Source organism: Solitalea longa (assembly GCF_002920915.1).
Classification (GTDB): domain Bacteria; phylum Bacteroidota; class Bacteroidia; order Sphingobacteriales; family Sphingobacteriaceae; genus Solitalea; species Solitalea longa.
Window position 1 is genome coordinate 208737 of the sequence record NZ_PQVF01000006.1, and the last position, 18602, is coordinate 227338.

The window sequence follows — 18602 nt, forward strand, 5'->3', positions numbered from 1 at the left end:
ACCAGTTAGTCAGCCTGAGCGAAGTCGAAGGGCAGACTATCTGGTTTGTGACTATTTAGGCAGCCTCTTTATTTGACTATTATTTCTCGTCTTTGCTAAATGAATAAGGTTCGTCTTCAATACGAGTTCCTTTATTCGTATTAGGAGTATCACTCATATCAAATGAAATTGATCCTCCTTTTAATAAATCGAAATGACTGATCCAGTTTTTGGAATAAGGCTTAGTGTTAAACAGCGCAGATTTAACATATAAGTTTTTATCACTGTTTTTCGGAGCCTCGATCACAAATGATTTTCCGTTTTCTAGTTTTAACGTGATTTTTTTAAACAATGGAGCCCCTAAAACGTATTGGTCAGTTGCCGGGCAAACAGGGTAGAAGCCCATTGCCGAAAATACATACCAGGCAGAAGTTTGTCCGTTATCTTCGTCACCACAATATCCATCAGGAGTGGCTTTGTAGAAATTATCTAATACTTTACGAGTCCAATACTGCGTTTTCCAAGGTTGAGCGGCATAGTTGTACAAATAGATCAAATGCTGAATGGGCTGGTTGCCATGCGCATATTGTCCCATATTCATGATCTGCATTTCTCTGATCTCATGAATAACGGTTCCGTAATAGCTTTCATCAAAAACGGGAGGCATTACAAAAACAGAATCGAGCATTTTGGCAAACTGTGCTTTGCCGCCCATTAAATCCGAAAGTCCTTTAATATCATGAAATACGCTCCATGAATAATGCCAGCTATTACCCTCGGTAAAGGCATCACCCCATTTAAAAGGATTGAACGGAGTTTGAAAAGTTCCATTCTGATTCTTTCCTCGCATTAACTTGGTTTCCGCGTCAAACAAATTGCGGTAATTCTGTGCTCTTTTCGCAAACAGCTCCTGTTCCTCTTTAGGTTTATTTAAGGCCTTTGCAAGTTTATAAATGGTAAAGTCGTCGTATGCATATTCCAGTGTTCTCGCGGCATTCTCATTGATTTTTACATCATAGGGAACATAACCGAGTTTGTTGTAGTATTCAACACCTTTCCTACCAACGGCGTCTAATGGTCCTTCATTGTTAGCTCCATGTTTTAATGCTTCATAAAGTGTGTTGATATCGTATCCTCTTAAACCTTTTATGTAAGCGTCGGCAACAACTGCTGCAGAATTATTACCCACCATTACATTTCTAAAGCCCGGACTTGACCATTCAGGTAAAAAGCCGCCTTCTTTGTAGGCGTTTAATAATCCTTCCTGCATTTGCTTGTTGATACCCGGATACATTAGGTTTAAAAATGGATATAAAGCTCTGAATGTATCCCAAAAGCCAGTTCCGGCAAATAAGTACCCGGGTAAAACCTGGCCGTTATAAGGGCTATAATGAACAACTTTATTACTGGCATCTAATTCATAATGCTTCTGCGGAAACTGAAGTGTTCGATACATGCAAGAATAGAAAGTGCGAGTCTGGTCAACTGTTCCACCTTCTACTGTAATACGACTTAGTTCTTTATTCCAGGCTGTCTTGGCCTTTTGTTTGGTCTGCTCAAAGTTATCAGTTCCAATTTCTCGCTTCAGGTTAAGTTCTGCTTGTTCAAAGCTGATAAAGGATGAGGCAACCTGTAAGTTTACTTTTTCTCCTTTCGAGGTTTTAAAACCGATAACCGCTCCTACATGATTAGCCTGATATTCGAGCGTGTCATTGGCTAGCAGGTTGTTATGCCAGGCCGCAGCCAATGTAAATGGCTTATCAATATAAATAACAAAGTAGTTTTTAAAATTAGCAGGTACTCCACCGCTGTTTCTGGTTGTGTAGCCTATAATTTTATTTTCTTTTGGCAGAATTTTGACGTAAGAACCTTTATCAAAAGCATCGATTACAACAAAAGAACTGTCGGTTTTAGGGAACGTAAATCGAAACTGGGCAGCCCTTTCTGTTGGAGTAATTTCGGTGGTTACGTCAGCATCAGCTAAATAAACACTGTAGTAGTAAGGCTTAGAAACCTCAGCCTTATGCGAAAACCAGCTCGACCTGGTATTTTGTTCAAACTTTAAGCTTTGCGTAACAGGCATTATCGCAAATTGACCGTAATCATTCATCCAGGGTGAAGGTTGATGGGTTTGCTTGAACCCTCTAATTTTATCAGCTGCATATTGGTAGGCCCATCCATCGCCCATAACATTGGTTTGCGGAAGCCAAAAATTCATTCCCCAGGGTACTGCAATGGCAGGGTAGGTGTTCCCATTCGATAAACTCACCTTAGAGTCGGTTCCCATCAATGGATTGATCCATTCAACGGGGTCGGTGATTTTGGTAACTGTTTGAGCATATAAAAAAGAGCTGTAGAAAAGAAAGAAGAGGGCACAGAGTTTTTTCATAATAATCGTTAATCAAAGAAACGATGCTTTATAAGGTTGATTACAGCCCCCTTTGCTTAAGAACTAAGTGATTGAGGCCTTCAGGAATTAAATATAAGTTAAAAACGTTTTAGCTACAGTGTTTAATAGTTATTATTCATTAAAACATTGTTGTTTACGAAATGGGTAATTGAGAGAGTCGGGGGAAGACCACAGATGGTTTTCTATTTTCAATCGTATAAAACATCTGATCAATTTTTGTAAACTTAACTAAAACGTTTTAGCTAAAATATGAAATCTGGTTATAGCAATGATGAAAAAAATAAAATTATTGTGTTAAATTTTCTGAGTAGAACTTTATTGAATGTTTATTAATCAGTTTAATTGTTAATTGACCTGATTAATTCCGTCCAAAGTCATCTTGTAAACGCACTATATCATCTTCATCAGAAGGGTTTTCAATATCAGTATGTTGCCAAATTTCAGCCACAACGCCCCATTCATTTAAACCAATTAAGCGATGGCGTTGGCCTTTTTGTAAAACAATAATTTCACCTGGTTGAAAATTGTTTATATCCTTTTCCTCGTCAGTATCGCTGGTTGCTATAGCCACCTTGCCATTTACAACGCGCCATATTTCGGCTCTGCGAAAGTGATATTGCCATGATAATCGTTTACCTGGAGCTACCATCAAAATTTTAGGACTTAATTTATTTCCGATCAATAACTGTTCTTTGCTGTAGCCCGGAAAGTATAATTCAATAAATTTTTCCGCATCATTTTCGTCCAGTACAAAAAATCCACCCCATGGACGTTGGTCATCCTTACTGATAATGGTAAACCCTTGTTCTTTTAACTGGGCTTCCACGGTGTTAAATAAGCTCGTATTAGATTGTGCTTGCATTTTATATGTAGTGTTAGTTGTTAACCTTACGTTTTTTTTAGATCTGTTTGAGCAATGCAGGTTTGCTAAGCCATGTTTCATAAATTAACTCACCAAATAAGGTATTTGCCCAGGCAAACCATTTGCGAGTAAAGTTTTTAGGATCATCTTTATGAAACGATTCGTGCATAAAACCCGTATCTCCATGCGTTTGAATTAACGTTTTAATACATTGCTTAATTTCGGTTTCGTTGGATGAAGTGAGCCCCCTCATGATAATACTTAAGGGCCAAATCATATTAATACCGACATGAGGGCCTCCAATACCTTCACCGGCTTTACCTTTATAAAAGAAGGGGTTATAGTCTGATAAAATGAGCCTGCGGGTATTTTGATAGATGGTGTCATTTTGAGCTACACCATTTAAATAAGGTAATGATAATAATCCTGGAACATTGGCATCGTCCATCAGGTTAAAACTGCCAAATCCATTCACCTCAAATGCGTAAACCTTACCTTTTATAGGATGGACAACAGTTGAATATTGTTTTAATGCATTGCTCACTTCAGTTGCTAATTCACGGCAACTTGTAGCTAATGCTTTGTCGTTATGAATTTTTTCAACCATTTCGGCTGCTTGCTTCAATGAAACAACGGCAAAGAAATTAGAAGGCACAAGGAAAGGGTAGATAGTTGCATCATCACTCGGACGGAAAATAGAGCAGATCAATCCAACTGGTTTTACGGGATATCCATATCCTGCTAATGGAACGCCATCCGTTGCCCAGGCTGTGGTACGCTGAAAGGTATATGGACCGTTATCTGTTTTCCGTTGCTGTTCTTTAAATGTTTGTAAGGTTAATTGAATACCTTCTTTCCAATAAGCACTAAAAGGTGAAGTGTCTCCAGTTAATTTCCAATATTGATGAGCCAGCCTGATCGGATAGCATAATGAGTCAATTTCCCATTTTCGCTCATGAACACCCGGTTTCATATCAGTTATATCCGAATGTTTCCATTCACTTACTTTCGTTTCATCTTTATAAAAAGCATTGGCGTAAGGGTCTTTATGAATACACTTTGTTTGTCGGTTAATAACACCGGCAATAAGTTGTTGAAGGGCGGCATCCTGAGGCATTAGTGATAAATACGGCCAAACTTGTGCTGTACTATCTCGCAACCACATCGCATCAATGTCACCTGTAATTACATAAGTATCAGGTTTGCCATCGATCATTTCGAAATCAACAGTCGTATCCAGGGTATTTGGAAAGCAGTTTTCGAAAAGCCAGCCAAGCTCTTTATTTGGTAATTCGGCTTTAATTTTTTTGATGGCTTCCTCAACGGCTTTACTTGTAAATTTTCGATGAGCAACCGGAGGCCGTTTACTTTCAAAACTATTATCAGCGAAAGCGAACAATTCTTTAGGTTGAAGAGCTAGTCCGGCTCCAACAACACCTGCTGCCTGGATAAATTTTTTGCGAGAAAGCATGTGATTATGGTTTTTATTAAATTAAAAGTAAAACAACACGGAAAGATGCTTGCGCAGTTTTACGATAAGTGATTTAATATAAAAATAAGATTTGTTAACACAAATAATACCTCCGCCTAAGCGGAGGTAGATTAAAACAACCAATTTGTTTTTATGAATGAAAACTAACCTATTCTTAATTTATCTATTATAAGTGTTTCAATAGTAAGGGTTACCCTAAGGGTAAAGTCCCATTTATTTCACGCTATAACGTTTTAGCATGATGATCAAAAAAAATCAGGAAAACAAGCCTGAGTTTTTGAGTAAGTAACTACTAAACTAATTATAATATCAATAATAGCTATGATAAATCGATTTTGCAAGTTTTTTACTTTTTTTCAGAGTTTAATTAAGTAGAACCTCTTACAATAAGTTTTAATGGTAAGCTCTGATTAGAAAGAGTAATGGAATAGTCAGATTTGTCGAGCATGTCTGTAAGTACTTTAGTGGCTGTTCTCGCAATTTCTTCAACCGGTTGTTGAATACAGGTAATTCCCGGTGGATATAAACGGAATACATCATGATCATCAAAACAGATCATTTTAATATCGGCAGGTATTCGCAAACCGAGGTTTAAAATACTTTCTAAGCCGATGATTCCTAAATAGTTGGTGGCAAAAAAGATAGTGTCCAACTCCGGGTGTTTCAGTAGCCAATTGTTAATCAAACTTAAAGCACTTTCTTTTTCGTAATTATAAGGAAGTTGCAGTATATATTCTTCCTTCACCTCTAGTCCATTTTCTTTTAGGCTGTTGATATAAGCATTGCTGCGTTGCTTCATGTGCTCGAGCTCAATGTCTATGGTCACAAAGCCTATGCTTTTATATCCTTTAGCTATTAAATGATCCATACCCATTTGAACCCCGGCATAATTATCTACGGCAATATATGGCACTGAAAAATCGGGTAGGTTACTGTCAACAAATACTACCGGTTTTTTATGTGCTATTAATTCCTTTATGGCGCTTTCCATACCCAATGCCGGAGAAATGAGATACCCGTCTACCTGACGTTGGGCAAGCATATTGATTATTTCACTTCCTTTTTCACTATTATTATTAGTACTGCTCAATACCACTTTATAGCCATGTTTTTGGGCCTCGTTTTCAATTGTTTTTGCCAAAGAACTAAAAAAATCGCTGGTAATGGTCTCAATAATAACGCCCAGCATTTTTGATCTTCCTGTTCGCAAAGAAACTGCCACCTGGTTTGGCTGATATCCCACTTCCTGAATCACTGTTAAGATTTTGTTCTTCATCTCTTCACTGATACGCATTTCTTTGGCTTTACCATTAATTACAAACGAGATAGTAGAAGGAGATGCCCCGGTGAGTTTGGCAATATCTTTCAGAGAAACTTTTTTCATTGTGCCTAAACAGTATTAAAACGGTGAAGATAGTATATAACCAAGTTATTGTGTAAACATCATTTATAAATCTGAACTAACAAGTGTTTATTTTAGTAAAAAAAATGAAAAAATATAAAATATCGTGCAACCATTGTGTTAGCGGAGTCATCTTGTTAACGAAACCAAATGAAACTGATGCATAAAATAGGGCTGGATGAATTAGTGGTCGGCTGTCGGAATGGAAACCGAAAGTCGCAGGAAGCCTTGTATAAGCATTTTTCATCAAAGATGATGGGTGTTTGCCTGCGCTATACCCGCGACAGAGATGAGGCAGAAGATGTATTGCAGGTTGGTTTTGTGAGGATGTTTGAAAAACTGCATTTATACAAAGGAGAAGGGTCATTTGAAGGATGGTTACGTCGCATCATGGTGAATACGGCAATTGAGTTTTACCGACGTAATTCCAGGATGTATCCGATGGTTGATTTAGAAGAGGCCGAAAATCAGAGTAGTAATGACTTGCCTTTAAGCAATCTAAATGTACAGGAATTATTAAAACTGGTACAGAATTTACCCCCGGGATATCGGATGGTGTTTAACATGTATGCAATTGAAGGTTATGGACATAAGGAAATAGCCGATCAATTGGGAATAAGCGAAGGAACATCAAAATCGCAGTTAAACCGAGCCCGGACACAATTAAAAGAATGGATTTTAAACATGGAGGGAGGCAGTAATGTCGCAACTATCAGATAAAGATTTCGATAAGCTTTTTAGCGAGGTATTTGAAAATTTCAGCGAAGAACCGTCATCAAAAGTATGGTTTTCAGTTGAAAATGATTTGGAACGTCAGCAGCGTGCAAACAAAAAGATACGATTGGCTCAGTGGTCAGTTGCCGCTTCAGTGGTTCTATGTTTGGCTACAGCAGCATTGTATTTAACCAATAAACAGCATTTGAAAGGTGATCAGGTTGCTGTTGTAAATACTAATGACCCTAACCCCGATAAAGAGACAAGGAATCGGGCCGTGATCATTCAGTCGCCTAAGATCCGTGCTTCACAGCCTGAAACTGAGGTTCGGTCAGAAGGCAAGGAAAACAAAGAAAGCAAAGAGCAAAAAAATGTTCCGGTACGCAAAAAGGAAAGCAGTAAAAGTAAAGCTGGAACAACACAATGGAATGCAGAAAGCAGTGAAACTCGATTGGCTAAAATTTCAACAACTGAGCCGAGTTTAATTCAATCGAAAGGCAATGTTAAAGCGGTTCCTTCAGATCAATGTATTCCGGTAGTGGAACCCAAACTATTACACCAGGCATTGGTAGCTTACGATGAATCAGAAGATGGAAAAGCGATTCCAACTGTGGGCGATGCGTTGAATTACATCGCTGCTAAAGTGGATAAAAGGGATAAAAAGTTCTTAGCTATCAATAAAAAAGGGAGTAACTTTTCGTTGAACCTGGGCTTGGTAAAAATTGAGCGCAAACGTCAACAGGAAGAAGAGGAAAGTTCATCAGAAACGGAAGTCCGTTAATTCAATATAAATTTTAGAGAATAACTAATGGTCTGCTGGTTAAAATAAGCAGGTAGACCTCCTTTTGTCAAACAATTATTCAATATAGAATGAAACATTTACTAACACTGGCTGCACTCTTAACGATAATAGGAGTTCATGGAACAAGTGCTCAAGCAGTCGACACGATCAAGAAAGATACTGTTAAAGCAAAAGCCGATTCAACGATTATTAAACTTGGTCCAAAAGATAATGTTACAGTTATTATCCGTTCAGATGAGGATGCTCCATATCACCATAAAGATAAAAGCCCGTTCCGTTTCACCTGTTTAGGAGGTATTGATTGGGGGTTCACCAACTGGCTCGATAATGGCAGTTTTTCAACTTCGGATCCCAATCTTGAGCTTCAAACTAATAAATCATCAAACTTTACCTTGAATTTAGTTTCAGGAAGCTTAAATATCTACAAAAAGAAATTGAAACTGAATGCCTATTTAGGTATCGACTGGCAGAATTATCGATTTAAGAATGATATTACTCCGCAAGCAAACAAGCCAACTTTTACCTATGTGCAGTCGGATGTTGATTTAAGTAAAAATAAGCTGATGTCGAAATATATAGTGTTACCGGTTGTGTTTCACTATCAGCCTAAATCAGCCAATAGAAATAAAGGTTTTTTTGTTGAGGCAGGCATGGATTTCGGCTACTTGTTAAGCGGCCGAACAAAACAGATCAGCGATGAGTATGGAAAGGTTAAGGTAGATGACGATTTTAACTTTAATACTTTTAGATATGGTGTTTTAGGTCGCATTGGTTACGATTATGCATCTATTTACTGCAAGTATTATATGAGTGATGTTTTTTCTGAAAATCAAGGTCCTCAGCTAAATAATATTTCATTTGGAATTTCATTGAGTGGATTTTATTAGGATTCAATTTAAAATAATGAAGAGGCCGGTTTGATATTTTTCAAACCGGCCTCTTATTTTTAAAATAGTTTAGTTTAATCAATTTGTGTTATTATTTTTAACGCGTATGCTAGTTATCCGAAACCTCCATAAGCAATATCCAAACAATCAACAGTTTTCTTTAAATAACGTCAATTGTGAAATTGGCAAGGGTGAGATTGTAAGCCTTGTGGGTGCCAGTGGTGGTGGAAAAAGTACCTTATTAAAGCTTATTTACGGAATGTTGGATGCCGATAGCGGGGAAATTCTTTTTAATGATAAACGAGTTTATGGGCCCTCTGTAAACCTGTTGCCGGGAGCTAAAGGAATGCATTTTGTACAACAGGATTATAACCTGAATCCTTACGCCAAGGTTTATGATAACATAGCTCCGGTATTACCCAATACCGATTTAGAGTTTAAAAAGAATCGAATCCATGAGATTTTGGAGCTGCTCAATATTTTTGATTTAAAAGATAAACAAGCCATTAATTTAAGCGGTGGACAACAGCAGCGTGTTGCTATTGCAAGGGCGTTGGCTTCGGGACCTGATTTACTGTTGCTGGATGAACCATTCAGTAACCTCGATGTGATCCTTAAAAATCATTTAAAAAGAGATTTAGAAGCGTTAGTAGAAAAAACTGGTGTTTCTATTTTGATGGTCACGCATGATTCGAATGATGCCCTTTCGCTGTCTCATCGGATCATCGTTCTGCAAAATGGTCAGGTTGTTCAGGTTGGTTGCCCAAAAGAAGTTTATAATCGACCAAAATCTACTTATGTGGCCCGTTTATTCGGAGCCATCAATATTTTGGAAGCTTCGGCATTTTCGAAGGTTTTCAATAGGGAAGTTCCTAAAAGCGGTAAGCTGTTAATTCATCCACATGATATTGGCATTTCATCAGTTTCAGGTATTCCGGCTAAAATTCTTAAAACTGAATACAATGGCAGTTTCGAATTGATCATTGCAGAGGTTGAAGGTTTGGGTAGAAAACTGCAGATCAATTATCCCTACATTGGACGGTTCAAAGCGGGCGATCATGTGTTTATTAGTGTAATGAGCTTTGCTGAAGTGGAAGAGTAGGCTTATTCACAAATTGTAAGGTAAAGTTCTTCGACTTTTTGCCTGGCCCAAGGGGTTTTTCTTAAGAATTTCAAACTCGATTTTATACTTGGATCGCTGATAAAGCAATTGATCCTGATTCGATAGCCCAATTCATTCCAGCCATAATGAGCAACTAGCTCATTCAAAATCATTTCAAGGGTTTTTCCATGCAGCGGATTGTTTTTTTGTTGTTCTGACATAGGTGCAAAAGTACAAATGAACCAGTGATTGTTCACTGACATAAAACAAATACCCAATATTATTGTCTTTAAATCTATCCTTAAGTAAGAAAATAAGATAAATGCGTTTACGATTAAGTGTTTTAGATCAGTCGCCAATACGAAAAGGTGGGACGGCCGAGCAAGCTATAAAAGAGACGGTTGAGTTAGCTAAACTGACCGATAAATTAGGATACACCCGTTTTTGGGTTTCGGAACACCATAATACCAAAAGCTTGGCTGGTTCAACACCAGAAGTGTTGATTGCACATTTGGCTGGCCAAACAAAAAATATTAGAATCGGTTCGGGTGGAATAATGTTGCCTAATCATAGTGCGTTAAAAGTGGCTGAAAACTTTCGTATGCTCGAAACAATTTTTCCCGGTCGTATTGATCTGGGAATGGGTAGAGCACCTGGAACTGATCGCATTACGGCTTCTATTTTAAATCCCTCAAATACTTTTAGCGAACAGGACTTTATTGAACAGTTGTCGGATTTGCAGCATTATTTATATGATACAGCTGAGCCCGGAACCGTTCTCGGGAGAATAAATGTTACTCCTAACTCGCAATCAATTCCGGAGCAATGGATATTAAGCTCAAGCGGACAAAGTGCTGTTTTTGCGGCTCACTTTGGTTTAGGGTTTTCATTTGCGCATTTTATTAATCCGGTAGGTGGATCAATGGCTGTTCAGATGTACAAGCAAAGCTTTAAGCCTAATGGACATTTTAAAGAACCCGAGGCAAATGCTGCATTTTTTGTGTTTTGTTCAGAAGATGAAGAAAAGATCAAACAGCAGCGCGAAATTATGAACTATCGTTTTGTTCAGTTAGAAAAAGGACGATTTGAACCGGTTTCATACGAAGATGTTCAGCAGTATGAATATACGGAGTATGAAAAGGAGAGGATCAATGCGAATTATGACCGAATGATTTGTGGTACTCCGGAACAGTTAAATTTAAAGCTTACACAATTAGCTAAAGAATATAGTGTAAATGAATTGATGCTGGCAAACATTTCGCTCAATTTTGAAGATAGATTGCGTTCGTATGAATTATTAGCTGAAGTTTTTGAATTAAAAGATAGGTAAGTATATTTTTGGTTATGTAAATTAATTAATAGGTTATATTAGAAATTATGGTTTAATATCTTAATATCGCATTAAAATCTATTATTAATTTTTAAACGCCACAGAAATGATTATCTACGGTACAAAGGTCATTGGGAATACAATTCAAACAGGCAGGTTTAATTGCTCAAATTGCAGAAGAGAAGAAAACTATCAGCTAGTAAAGTACAAGAAATTCTTTCATATTTTCTTTATTCCATTAATACCGATCAATAATTTGGGCGATCAATTGGAATGTTATTGTTGTAAAACTGCCTATATCCCTGGTACTGTTTTATCTGAAAGTGAATATAACTCGGCACGAAGTGCTTCTGAAAATACAGTTGTTAATGCCGCTTATTTTGATGCTATTCCGGCTAATTTTGGAAAAAGAGTAGGGGCCTTTATTATTGATCTGGCAATTATCTATTTGCTGACTTTTCTTACGGTAATGATTAGTAAAAGCATAGTCCTTTTGTTAGGTTTAGGTTTCTTGTATTTTGCAACCTGTGATTTATTTCTTAAGGGATCATCAATTGGTAAACTAATACTTTCGATGAAAATTACGGAGGCGGAAATAGATGAAAAAACGACTACTGTTAAAATAGTTCTTAGAAACCTGTTAAAAGGTATTTCAACCTTTTTTCCAGTTATCTTTTTGGTGGCCTTATTGAATGAAAGAAAACAAACCATCCATGATATGGTGGCCAGGACAGTTGTAACGGATCGAGTTTAATCAATCAAAATAAAACATAAAAATAAATGCCGTTAATGGTGAATCAACAGCATTCTTAGCTCTATTTTTCATTCAAAACACCTTGATAAGGCATAAAAAAAGCGTTCCGAAACTCGGAACGCTTTTTTTATAATCAAAGTTCTTATTCTTCAACAACTCCGTCGGCAAGTACAACTACTTTGTTTTTAAGTACTTCTACAACACCGCCTTTAATGTTAAATAATTCCTGAGATTTATCAGTTAAGCGAATTTCTACCAATCCGTTATCTAAAGTTGAGATAATAGCAGCGTGGTTTTCCATAATTTGGAATGATCCTGCTTTACCCGGAACGGTTACCGAAATAACTTCTCCTGAAAACACCTTTTTATCAGGTGTTAAAATATCTAAAATCATAGTATTAAGATTTGAGATGTGAGATTTGAGATATGAAATTGAAGACTTTTTAGTCCCAAATCTCATATCCCATATCTCAAATCGAAATTATGCGTTTGCTTCAGCTAATAATTTTTTACCTTTTTCGATAGCATCTTCGATGGTACCTACAAGGTTGAATGCTGACTCAGGATATTCATCCACTGCACCATCCATAATCATGTTGAAGCCTTTGATTGTATCTTTAATATCAACCAATACACCTTTTAAGCCGGTAAACTGTTCAGCTACGTGGAAAGGTTGTGATAAGAAACGTTGAACACGACGAGCACGTGATACAGTTAATTTATCTTCTTCAGATAACTCATCCATACCTAAGATCGCGATGATATCTTGTAACTCTTTGTAACGTTGTAAGATGTTTTTAACACGTTGAGCAGTACCATAGTGAGCATCACCTAATACAGCTGGAGAAAGGATACGTGAAGTCGAATCCAATGGATCCACCGCAGGATAGATACCTAACTCAGCAATTTTACGGCTCAATACAGTTGTTGCATCTAAGTGGGCGAAAGTAGTTGCAGGAGCAGGGTCAGTTAAGTCATCGGCAGGTACGTAAACGGCCTGTACTGAAGTAATTGAACCACGTTTAGTTGAAGTGATACGCTCTTGCATTAAACCCATTTCTGTAGCAAGTGTTGGTTGGTAACCTACCGCTGAAGGCATACGACCTAAAAGCGCTGATACCTCAGAACCTGCCTGAGTGAAACGGAAAATGTTATCGATGAAGAATAAGATATCACGACCACCTGATTGCTCATCGCCATCACGGAAATATTCAGCTACAGTTAAACCTGACAAGGCAACACGAGCACGTGCACCAGGAGGCTCGTTCATCTGACCGAACACCAATGTAGCTTTAGAGTCTTTAAGTTTGTCTTTGTCAACTTTAGAAAGGTCCCAACCTCCGGCTTCCATAGAGTGTTTAAACTCATCACCGTAGTTAATTACACCTGATTCAATGAACTCACGTAATAAGTCGTTACCTTCACGAGTACGCTCACCAACACCCGCAAACACTGATAAACCAGCATATGCTTTAGCGATGTTGTTTACCAACTCCATGATCAATACGGTTTTACCTACACCGGCACCACCGAATAAACCAATTTTACCCCCTTTTGCATAAGGCTCTAACAAGTCGATAACTTTAATACCTGTGAAAAGTACTTCAGTTTCAGTGCTTAATTCCTCGAACTTAGGTGGTTTATTGTGAATAGCGTAACCGCCTTCATTAGAAACTTGGTCAATACCGTCGATCGCTTCACCTACAACGTTGAACAAACGACCTTTGATAGCGTCACCAACTGGCATTTTAATAGCTGAACCTGTATCTACAGCGTCCATTCCACGTACTAAACCGTCAGTTGAGTCCATCGCTACGGTACGTACACGATCTTCTCCAAGGTGTTGTTGTACTTCTAATACAACTTTTTGTCCGTTCTCTTTTGTTACGATTAACGCGTCGTAAATCTTAGGTAGAGTAGCCTCGTTTGCAAAGCTAACGTCAACTACAGGACCGATGATCTGAGCAATTTTCCCAATATTTGGCATATTTTTGAACTTTTTTCTTTGTTATTAAGCCTTTTAAGGCTGAATTTTAAGTGTCGCAAAGATAAATTATTTTAAAAAAATTCAAACCCCTTTTTTAATCATTTTTTAACATTCTTTTGCCTGCTCACAATAAAATTTATTTAATTCTAAAAATCTATTCTAAATACTCCTGTTTATTTTAAAAAAATGGCAAAATTTGTTCGCATAAATAAGAAATAGAAAATCCGTGCGATCACCTGTTTGCTTATAGATAATATGTCAAAAAAAGTATTGATAACTGGCAGCAACGGTTTGTTAGGACAAAAGTTGCTCGATAAACTTCGGAATAACTCATTGTATGAGATAATAGCTACAGCCAAAGGTGAAGATCGATATCTCGAAAGTGGATATGTTTATGAGAGTTTGGATGTAACCAATAGGTCGGAAGTTTTGAATATCATGAACCAGTATCGCCCTGATCATGTGATTCATACAGCAGCCATGACCAATGTGGATGCCTGTGAGTCGGATAAGGAGTTGTGTAAATTATTGAATGTGGATGCCGTAGCTTATTTTATTGAGGCTTGTAACACAGTTGGGTCACATTTTATTCACTTGTCAACTGATTTTATTTTCGATGGAGCTGATGGGCCTTATGATGAAGAAGCTTTACCTAACCCGCTTAGTTACTACGGACAAACAAAACTCGATTCGGAAGAACTTTTGAAGCAGAGTACTGTTGATTATGCTATATTGAGAACCATTATTGTTTACGGTGTTGTGAAAGATATGAGCCGTAGCAACATTGTATTATGGGCTAAAGGCGCATTAGAAGCTAAGAAAGCTATTAATGTGGTGAATGATCAATTCCGTAATCCAACCTTAGCCGAAGATCTGGCAGAGGCCTGTATTCTTGCGATGGAAAAAAGGGCGCAAGGGGTGTTTAATGCTTCGGGGAAAGATTTTATGAGCATTCTGGAGATCGTTGAACGCATTGCTGATTTTTGGAAGTTAGATAAGTCATTGATCACACCTATTTCAGCCGAAGGCTTAAACCAACCGGCAAAACGCCCTGTAAAAACAGGGTTTATTTTGGATAAATCAACGAGAGAGTTGGGCTACAAGCCTCATTCGTTTGAAGAAGGTTTGGCGATTGTGGATAAGCAGTTGAAAGCTATTCCTTCAAACTAGTTTTGTTAATAACATACATAATAATTATAAACGTATATGGCACTATCTATTGGCGACAAAGCCCCAGATTTTAAATTGTTTAATACTGAGAAGAATGAAGTTTCTTTAAGTGATTTCAAGGGTAAAAAAGTAATTATTCATTTTTTCCCTTTTGCGTTTACCAGTGTTTGTACCACTCAATTATGTACCATGCGTGATAACTTTGGTCATTATGAAGGTTTGAACGCACAGGTTTTAGGTATTTCAATTGATACTCCTTTTACCTTAGCTAAGTTCAAGGAAGAGAATAACTATCAGTTTCCATTACTTTCTGATTTTAACAAAGAGGTATCAAAAGCCTTTGGTGCGCAATATGAAACATTTGCAATGGGCTTAAAAGGAGTGGCTAAAAGAGCTGCTTTTGTGATTGATGAAGAAGGATTTGTTAAATACGCTGAGGTGTTGGAGAATGCAGGTGAGCTGCCAAATTTTTCGGCAATAAACGAAGCGGTAAAGTAAATCGTTCGCAAAATATTAACCGAGCCGTAACCGTATTGGTTACGGCTTGTTTTTTATAGCGAGGGTTTGTTTGATTTTAATTTTTTATTGCATCTTTAGGCATAAAACAATCTATCTTTTAAACTAGATCTAGATAAATCAATGGAGCCAATTACTGTAGTTTTATTTGTTGTAGGTGCTATTGTAGCGCTTTTCGTTTTTCTTTACCTTTTTCCTGTAAATCTATGGTTTACTGCCTGGCTTTCGGGAGCTCCGGTGAGCCTAATTAATCTGGTGCTTATGCGTTTACGTAAAGTGCCACCTGCGTTGGTGGTAAATGCTATGATCACTTCAACAAAAGCTGGTTTGAAAATAACGAGTAATGATATTGAAACGCACTATTTGGCTGGAGGGCACGTGAATAATGTAATTAAGGCATTAATATCAGCTGATAAAGCCAATATTCCTTTAGATTTTAAATTAGCTACAGCTATTGATTTGGCTGGAAGGGATGTGTTTGAGGCAGTTCAGCTTTCAGTAAATCCTCGAGTAATAAATACACCGCCTGTGGCCGCTGTGGCTAAAGATGGTATTCAGTTGGTGGCTAAAGCTATGGTTACCGTTCGTGCTAATATTAATCAGTTAGTAGGAGGGGCAGGAGAAGAAACAATACTTGCCCGGGTAGGAGAAGGTATTGTAACCACCATCGGATCGGCGGTAAACCATAAAGAAGTTTTGGAGAATCCTGATCGAATTTCGAAAGTGGTTTTGGGAAAAGGATTGGATTCTGGAACGGCCTTCGAGATTCTTTCTATTGATATTGCTGATATTGATATTGGTGAAAATATTGGTGCAAAACTGCAAGCAGATCAGGCTGAAGCCGATTTAAAAGTGGCTAATGCTCGTGCCGAAGAGCGTAGAGCAATGGCTGTTGCGCTTGAGCAAGAGATGCGTGCTAAAGCACAGGATGCCCGTGCCAAAGTAATTGAAGCGGAAGCTGAAATTCCCAAAGCAATGGCAGATGCTTTTAAATCTGGAAATATGGGAATAATGGACTATTACCGTATGCAAAATATGAAAGCTGATACTGAAATGCGCGAATCAATTTCGAAACCTAAAGGAGATAAAAAATAAGGAGTTTACCTATTTTTAATAAAACAGGTTCGGACTTAAGAGGTATCTTTAAGGTTCGAACCTGTTTTTTTATTAACTATACTTTAATAAACTTAAGGTTTGCTTTTTTTCATGGTGATGTATCCATGTTCTTTCAGTAAGATTTATATTTCTTTAAAATAGTAAATCGTTGTTTTTGTCATTATTTAAGGGTATTTTTTTATAACCTAAAAAATAATTTATGAAAACATCAAATCCAGGTCCGCTCGGTTTATTCGGATTTGCTACCACCACTATCTTATTAAACTTACACAATGTTGGGCTCATTAATAAAAGTTCAGTCATTCTTGCAATGGCAGTGGCTCTTGGAGGCTTAGCCCAAATTATAGCGGGTATATTTGAGTTTAAAAAGGAGAATACTTTCGGAGCAACCGCATTTTCAGCCTACGGCTTATTTTGGTTTTCATTGCTGTTAATTTGGATCAATCCATTTAAAGGAATTGTAGACGCCTCTAAGACTGATATGGGGTGGTATTTAACATTATGGGCGATGTTTACATTCGTAATGTTTATCGGAGCTCTGAAACATGATGTGGCAACTCGAATAGTATTTGGCTCGCTTACCTTTTTATTTGTTTTGTTGGCATTGGCTGATTTCACTAATGACGAATCAATAACTCATATAGCCGGAATTGTAGGAATATTTGTTGGATGTTCTGCATTTTATTCGGCATCTGCTCAGATCATTAATGGAGAATTTGGTCGTGAAATAGTGCCTCGGGGAGGTACAAAACCTAATGTTTAAGTTTGGTTAAGAAGGCGGCTTAATGCAGAAAAATAAAGCAAAAGACTTTGGACGACTGCTTTATGCGGAATATAAAAGCTGATAATGAAGATCGGATATCGATTTTGAAACTAAAAGAGGATAAAAAGTGGATCTGAAAATTAAGATGTGAGATATAACATAACTAGATATTTCTCACATCTCATATTTGATTATCTAGTTCAAGTTCAGCGTTAAGCCGCCGCCGAGCACCAATTGAAGCATTGAGGAGTACGAACTTACACCTGCTCCAGTACCTCCAGTTCCAAAGTACAAGCCACCGCCCACTGCCTGTACCGATGATAGTAAGCTGGCTTGTAGTTTTAGTGCAACTTTAGGCGTAACATAAATATTGGTACCTCCTTTTATACTCCATGCAAATTTTGTAGCACTATCACTATTATTATTGTCGGGGTTACTGAGGTCCAAAATGGCTACACCTGCCGCAAATCCTCCAAATGGTTCCACTTTTGGATTTACTTTCACATAGCCATTTCCACCTAACATTATAAAGTTTAGTCCTAAATCGAAATTGGTGTTTTTTATATTATTAATGCCAGTTGGATCATAATAAGTTAAAGGAGCTTTGGTGTCTTGGCGTAAATAGCTGAGCTCTACACCATATTGTTTAGCACCTTGAGTAGGCAGTATGTATTCGACACCGAGACCCCATTGAAACCCGCCTTTAACTTGCCCTTCGAAAAATCTTGTTTCACTGTAATAAGAATCAACTGCATCATCAAATACATAAGCTGTATAAGCGTTGATTCTGAAGTGTTGCGCGGAGGCGCTTAATGAAGCGCCAATGATAATCAGGATAATGATAGAGAGCTTCTTCATAGTAAATTTATTTGTGTTTTTAAATGGTTTTAAATTTAGATACATCTCAATTTAATCATTAATCGTTGCATTTAAAAATGTTTCATTTAGCTTAATTGATGATTATTGTAAGAATAAAGTGATGATATGAGGTAAGTAAATGTTCTTAATGAGCCAATAAAAGCACTAAATGAAGCGCCATAATTCTAGTGATGAAAATTTATTTCACTGAGAATGAAGCAGAAATAAGAATCAGTCTGATTTTTTTTAAAAATCTTTTGGCAAACTTGAAAACCTCCTTATATTTGCACTCCCGTTACAACGATAGCGGCCTTCGACAAAAAGAAGGACCCATAGCTTAATTGGATAGAGCATCTGACTACGGATCAGAAGGTTAGGGGTTCGACTCCCTTTGGGTCCACCAAAATTCAATCAATAGCCTGTCAGCAAATGGCAGGCTATTTTAGTTTTTAACCAAC

The 18602-nt window shown here is 37.5% G+C and carries 18 protein-coding genes and 1 tRNA gene; 11 read left to right on the plus strand and 8 right to left on the minus strand.

Translation table 11 applies throughout. The features are described 5' to 3' along the window. Positions 1 to 79 precede the first annotated feature (79 nt). The 4 genes from C3K47_RS09980 to C3K47_RS09995 form a co-directional block, all read right to left on the minus strand. Complete coding sequence (locus C3K47_RS09980; RefSeq protein ID WP_103788988.1) at positions 80 to 2368, minus strand: GH92 family glycosyl hydrolase; 2289 nt, start codon at positions 2366 to 2368, stop codon at positions 80 to 82. Positions 2369 to 2747: 379 nt separating this feature from the next. Next, positions 2748 to 3251, minus strand: a complete 504-nt coding sequence (locus C3K47_RS09985; RefSeq protein WP_103789104.1) for a cupin domain-containing protein — start codon at positions 3249 to 3251, stop codon at positions 2748 to 2750. Between the two features lie 37 nt (positions 3252 to 3288). Further along, positions 3289 to 4722 (minus strand): glycoside hydrolase family 125 protein, encoded by a 1434-nt coding sequence (locus C3K47_RS09990; RefSeq protein WP_103788989.1) that lies wholly within the window; start codon positions 4720 to 4722, stop codon positions 3289 to 3291. A gap of 388 nt (positions 4723 to 5110) precedes the next feature. Further along, positions 5111 to 6127 carry a LacI family DNA-binding transcriptional regulator gene (locus C3K47_RS09995; protein ID WP_103788990.1) on the minus strand — a complete coding sequence of 339 codons (1017 nt, stop codon included), beginning with the start codon at positions 6125 to 6127 and terminating at the stop codon, positions 5111 to 5113. Between the two features lie 168 nt (positions 6128 to 6295). Between C3K47_RS09995 and C3K47_RS10000 the strand changes: the two genes are divergently transcribed. From C3K47_RS10000 to C3K47_RS10015, 4 genes are all read left to right on the plus strand, one after another. After that, positions 6296 to 6865: an RNA polymerase sigma factor gene (locus tag C3K47_RS10000; RefSeq protein WP_103788991.1), complete on the plus strand. Its 570-nt coding sequence runs from the start codon at positions 6296 to 6298 to the stop codon at positions 6863 to 6865. Further along, positions 6846 to 7640 (plus strand): hypothetical protein, encoded by a 795-nt coding sequence (locus tag C3K47_RS10005; RefSeq protein ID WP_103788992.1) that lies wholly within the window; start codon positions 6846 to 6848, stop codon positions 7638 to 7640. Before C3K47_RS10000 ends, C3K47_RS10005 begins: the two co-directional genes overlap by 20 nt. A gap of 89 nt (positions 7641 to 7729) precedes the next feature. Continuing rightward, a complete protein-coding gene (locus tag C3K47_RS10010; protein WP_103788993.1) occupies positions 7730 to 8548 on the plus strand; it encodes an outer membrane beta-barrel protein in 819 nt (272 codons plus the stop codon). Between the two features lie 106 nt (positions 8549 to 8654). Next, positions 8655 to 9650 carry an ABC transporter ATP-binding protein gene (locus tag C3K47_RS10015; protein ID WP_103788994.1) on the plus strand — a complete coding sequence of 332 codons (996 nt, stop codon included), beginning with the start codon at positions 8655 to 8657 and terminating at the stop codon, positions 9648 to 9650. A 2-nt stretch (positions 9651 to 9652) separates the two neighbouring features. On the opposite strand, the gene C3K47_RS10020 is transcribed toward C3K47_RS10015, so the two are convergent. Further along, positions 9653 to 9871, minus strand: coding sequence for a VF530 family protein (locus C3K47_RS10020; RefSeq protein ID WP_103788995.1), 219 nt, complete (start codon positions 9869 to 9871; stop codon positions 9653 to 9655). Between the two features lie 101 nt (positions 9872 to 9972). Here C3K47_RS10020 and C3K47_RS10025 point away from each other — a divergent pair, with 101 nt between their 5' ends. Beyond that, positions 9973 to 10980, plus strand: coding sequence for an LLM class flavin-dependent oxidoreductase (locus tag C3K47_RS10025; RefSeq protein WP_103788996.1), 1008 nt, complete (start codon positions 9973 to 9975; stop codon positions 10978 to 10980). 106 nt (positions 10981 to 11086) lie between these two features. Then, positions 11087 to 11734, plus strand: coding sequence for an RDD family protein (locus C3K47_RS10030; RefSeq protein WP_103788997.1), 648 nt, complete (start codon positions 11087 to 11089; stop codon positions 11732 to 11734). Between the two features lie 142 nt (positions 11735 to 11876). Here the strand turns inward: C3K47_RS10030 and atpC are convergent, their stop codons facing one another. Together atpC and atpD are read right to left on the minus strand one after the other, a co-directional pair. Further along, positions 11877 to 12128, minus strand: a complete 252-nt coding sequence (gene atpC / locus C3K47_RS10035) for an ATP synthase F1 subunit epsilon (RefSeq protein ID WP_103788998.1) — start codon at positions 12126 to 12128, stop codon at positions 11877 to 11879. Positions 12129 to 12215: 87 nt separating this feature from the next. Continuing rightward, positions 12216 to 13721, minus strand: coding sequence for a F0F1 ATP synthase subunit beta (gene atpD / locus C3K47_RS10040; protein ID WP_103788999.1), 1506 nt, complete (start codon positions 13719 to 13721; stop codon positions 12216 to 12218). 255 nt (positions 13722 to 13976) lie between these two features. Here atpD and C3K47_RS10045 point away from each other — a divergent pair, with 255 nt between their 5' ends. From C3K47_RS10045 to C3K47_RS10060, 4 genes are all read left to right on the plus strand, one after another. After that, complete coding sequence (locus C3K47_RS10045; protein WP_103789000.1) at positions 13977 to 14891, plus strand: SDR family oxidoreductase; 915 nt, start codon at positions 13977 to 13979, stop codon at positions 14889 to 14891. A gap of 36 nt (positions 14892 to 14927) precedes the next feature. Beyond that, a complete protein-coding gene (locus tag C3K47_RS10050) occupies positions 14928 to 15389 on the plus strand; it encodes a redoxin domain-containing protein (RefSeq protein ID WP_103789001.1) in 462 nt (153 codons plus the stop codon). Positions 15390 to 15530: 141 nt separating this feature from the next. Beyond that, entirely contained in the window at positions 15531 to 16502 is a 972-nt protein-coding gene (gene floA / locus C3K47_RS10055) for a flotillin-like protein FloA (protein WP_103789002.1), read from the plus strand. Positions 16503 to 16722: 220 nt separating this feature from the next. Further along, positions 16723 to 17286, plus strand: a complete 564-nt coding sequence (locus tag C3K47_RS10060; protein ID WP_103789003.1) for an acetate uptake transporter — start codon at positions 16723 to 16725, stop codon at positions 17284 to 17286. Positions 17287 to 17481: 195 nt separating this feature from the next. Here the strand turns inward: C3K47_RS10060 and C3K47_RS10065 are convergent, their stop codons facing one another. Continuing rightward, positions 17482 to 18144, minus strand: a complete 663-nt coding sequence (locus C3K47_RS10065; RefSeq protein ID WP_103789105.1) for an outer membrane beta-barrel protein — start codon at positions 18142 to 18144, stop codon at positions 17482 to 17484. Between the two features lie 326 nt (positions 18145 to 18470). Between C3K47_RS10065 and C3K47_RS10070 the strand changes: the two genes are divergently transcribed. Continuing rightward, positions 18471 to 18547: transfer RNA gene (locus C3K47_RS10070), tRNA-Arg, on the plus strand. Positions 18548 to 18602 lie beyond the last annotated feature (55 nt).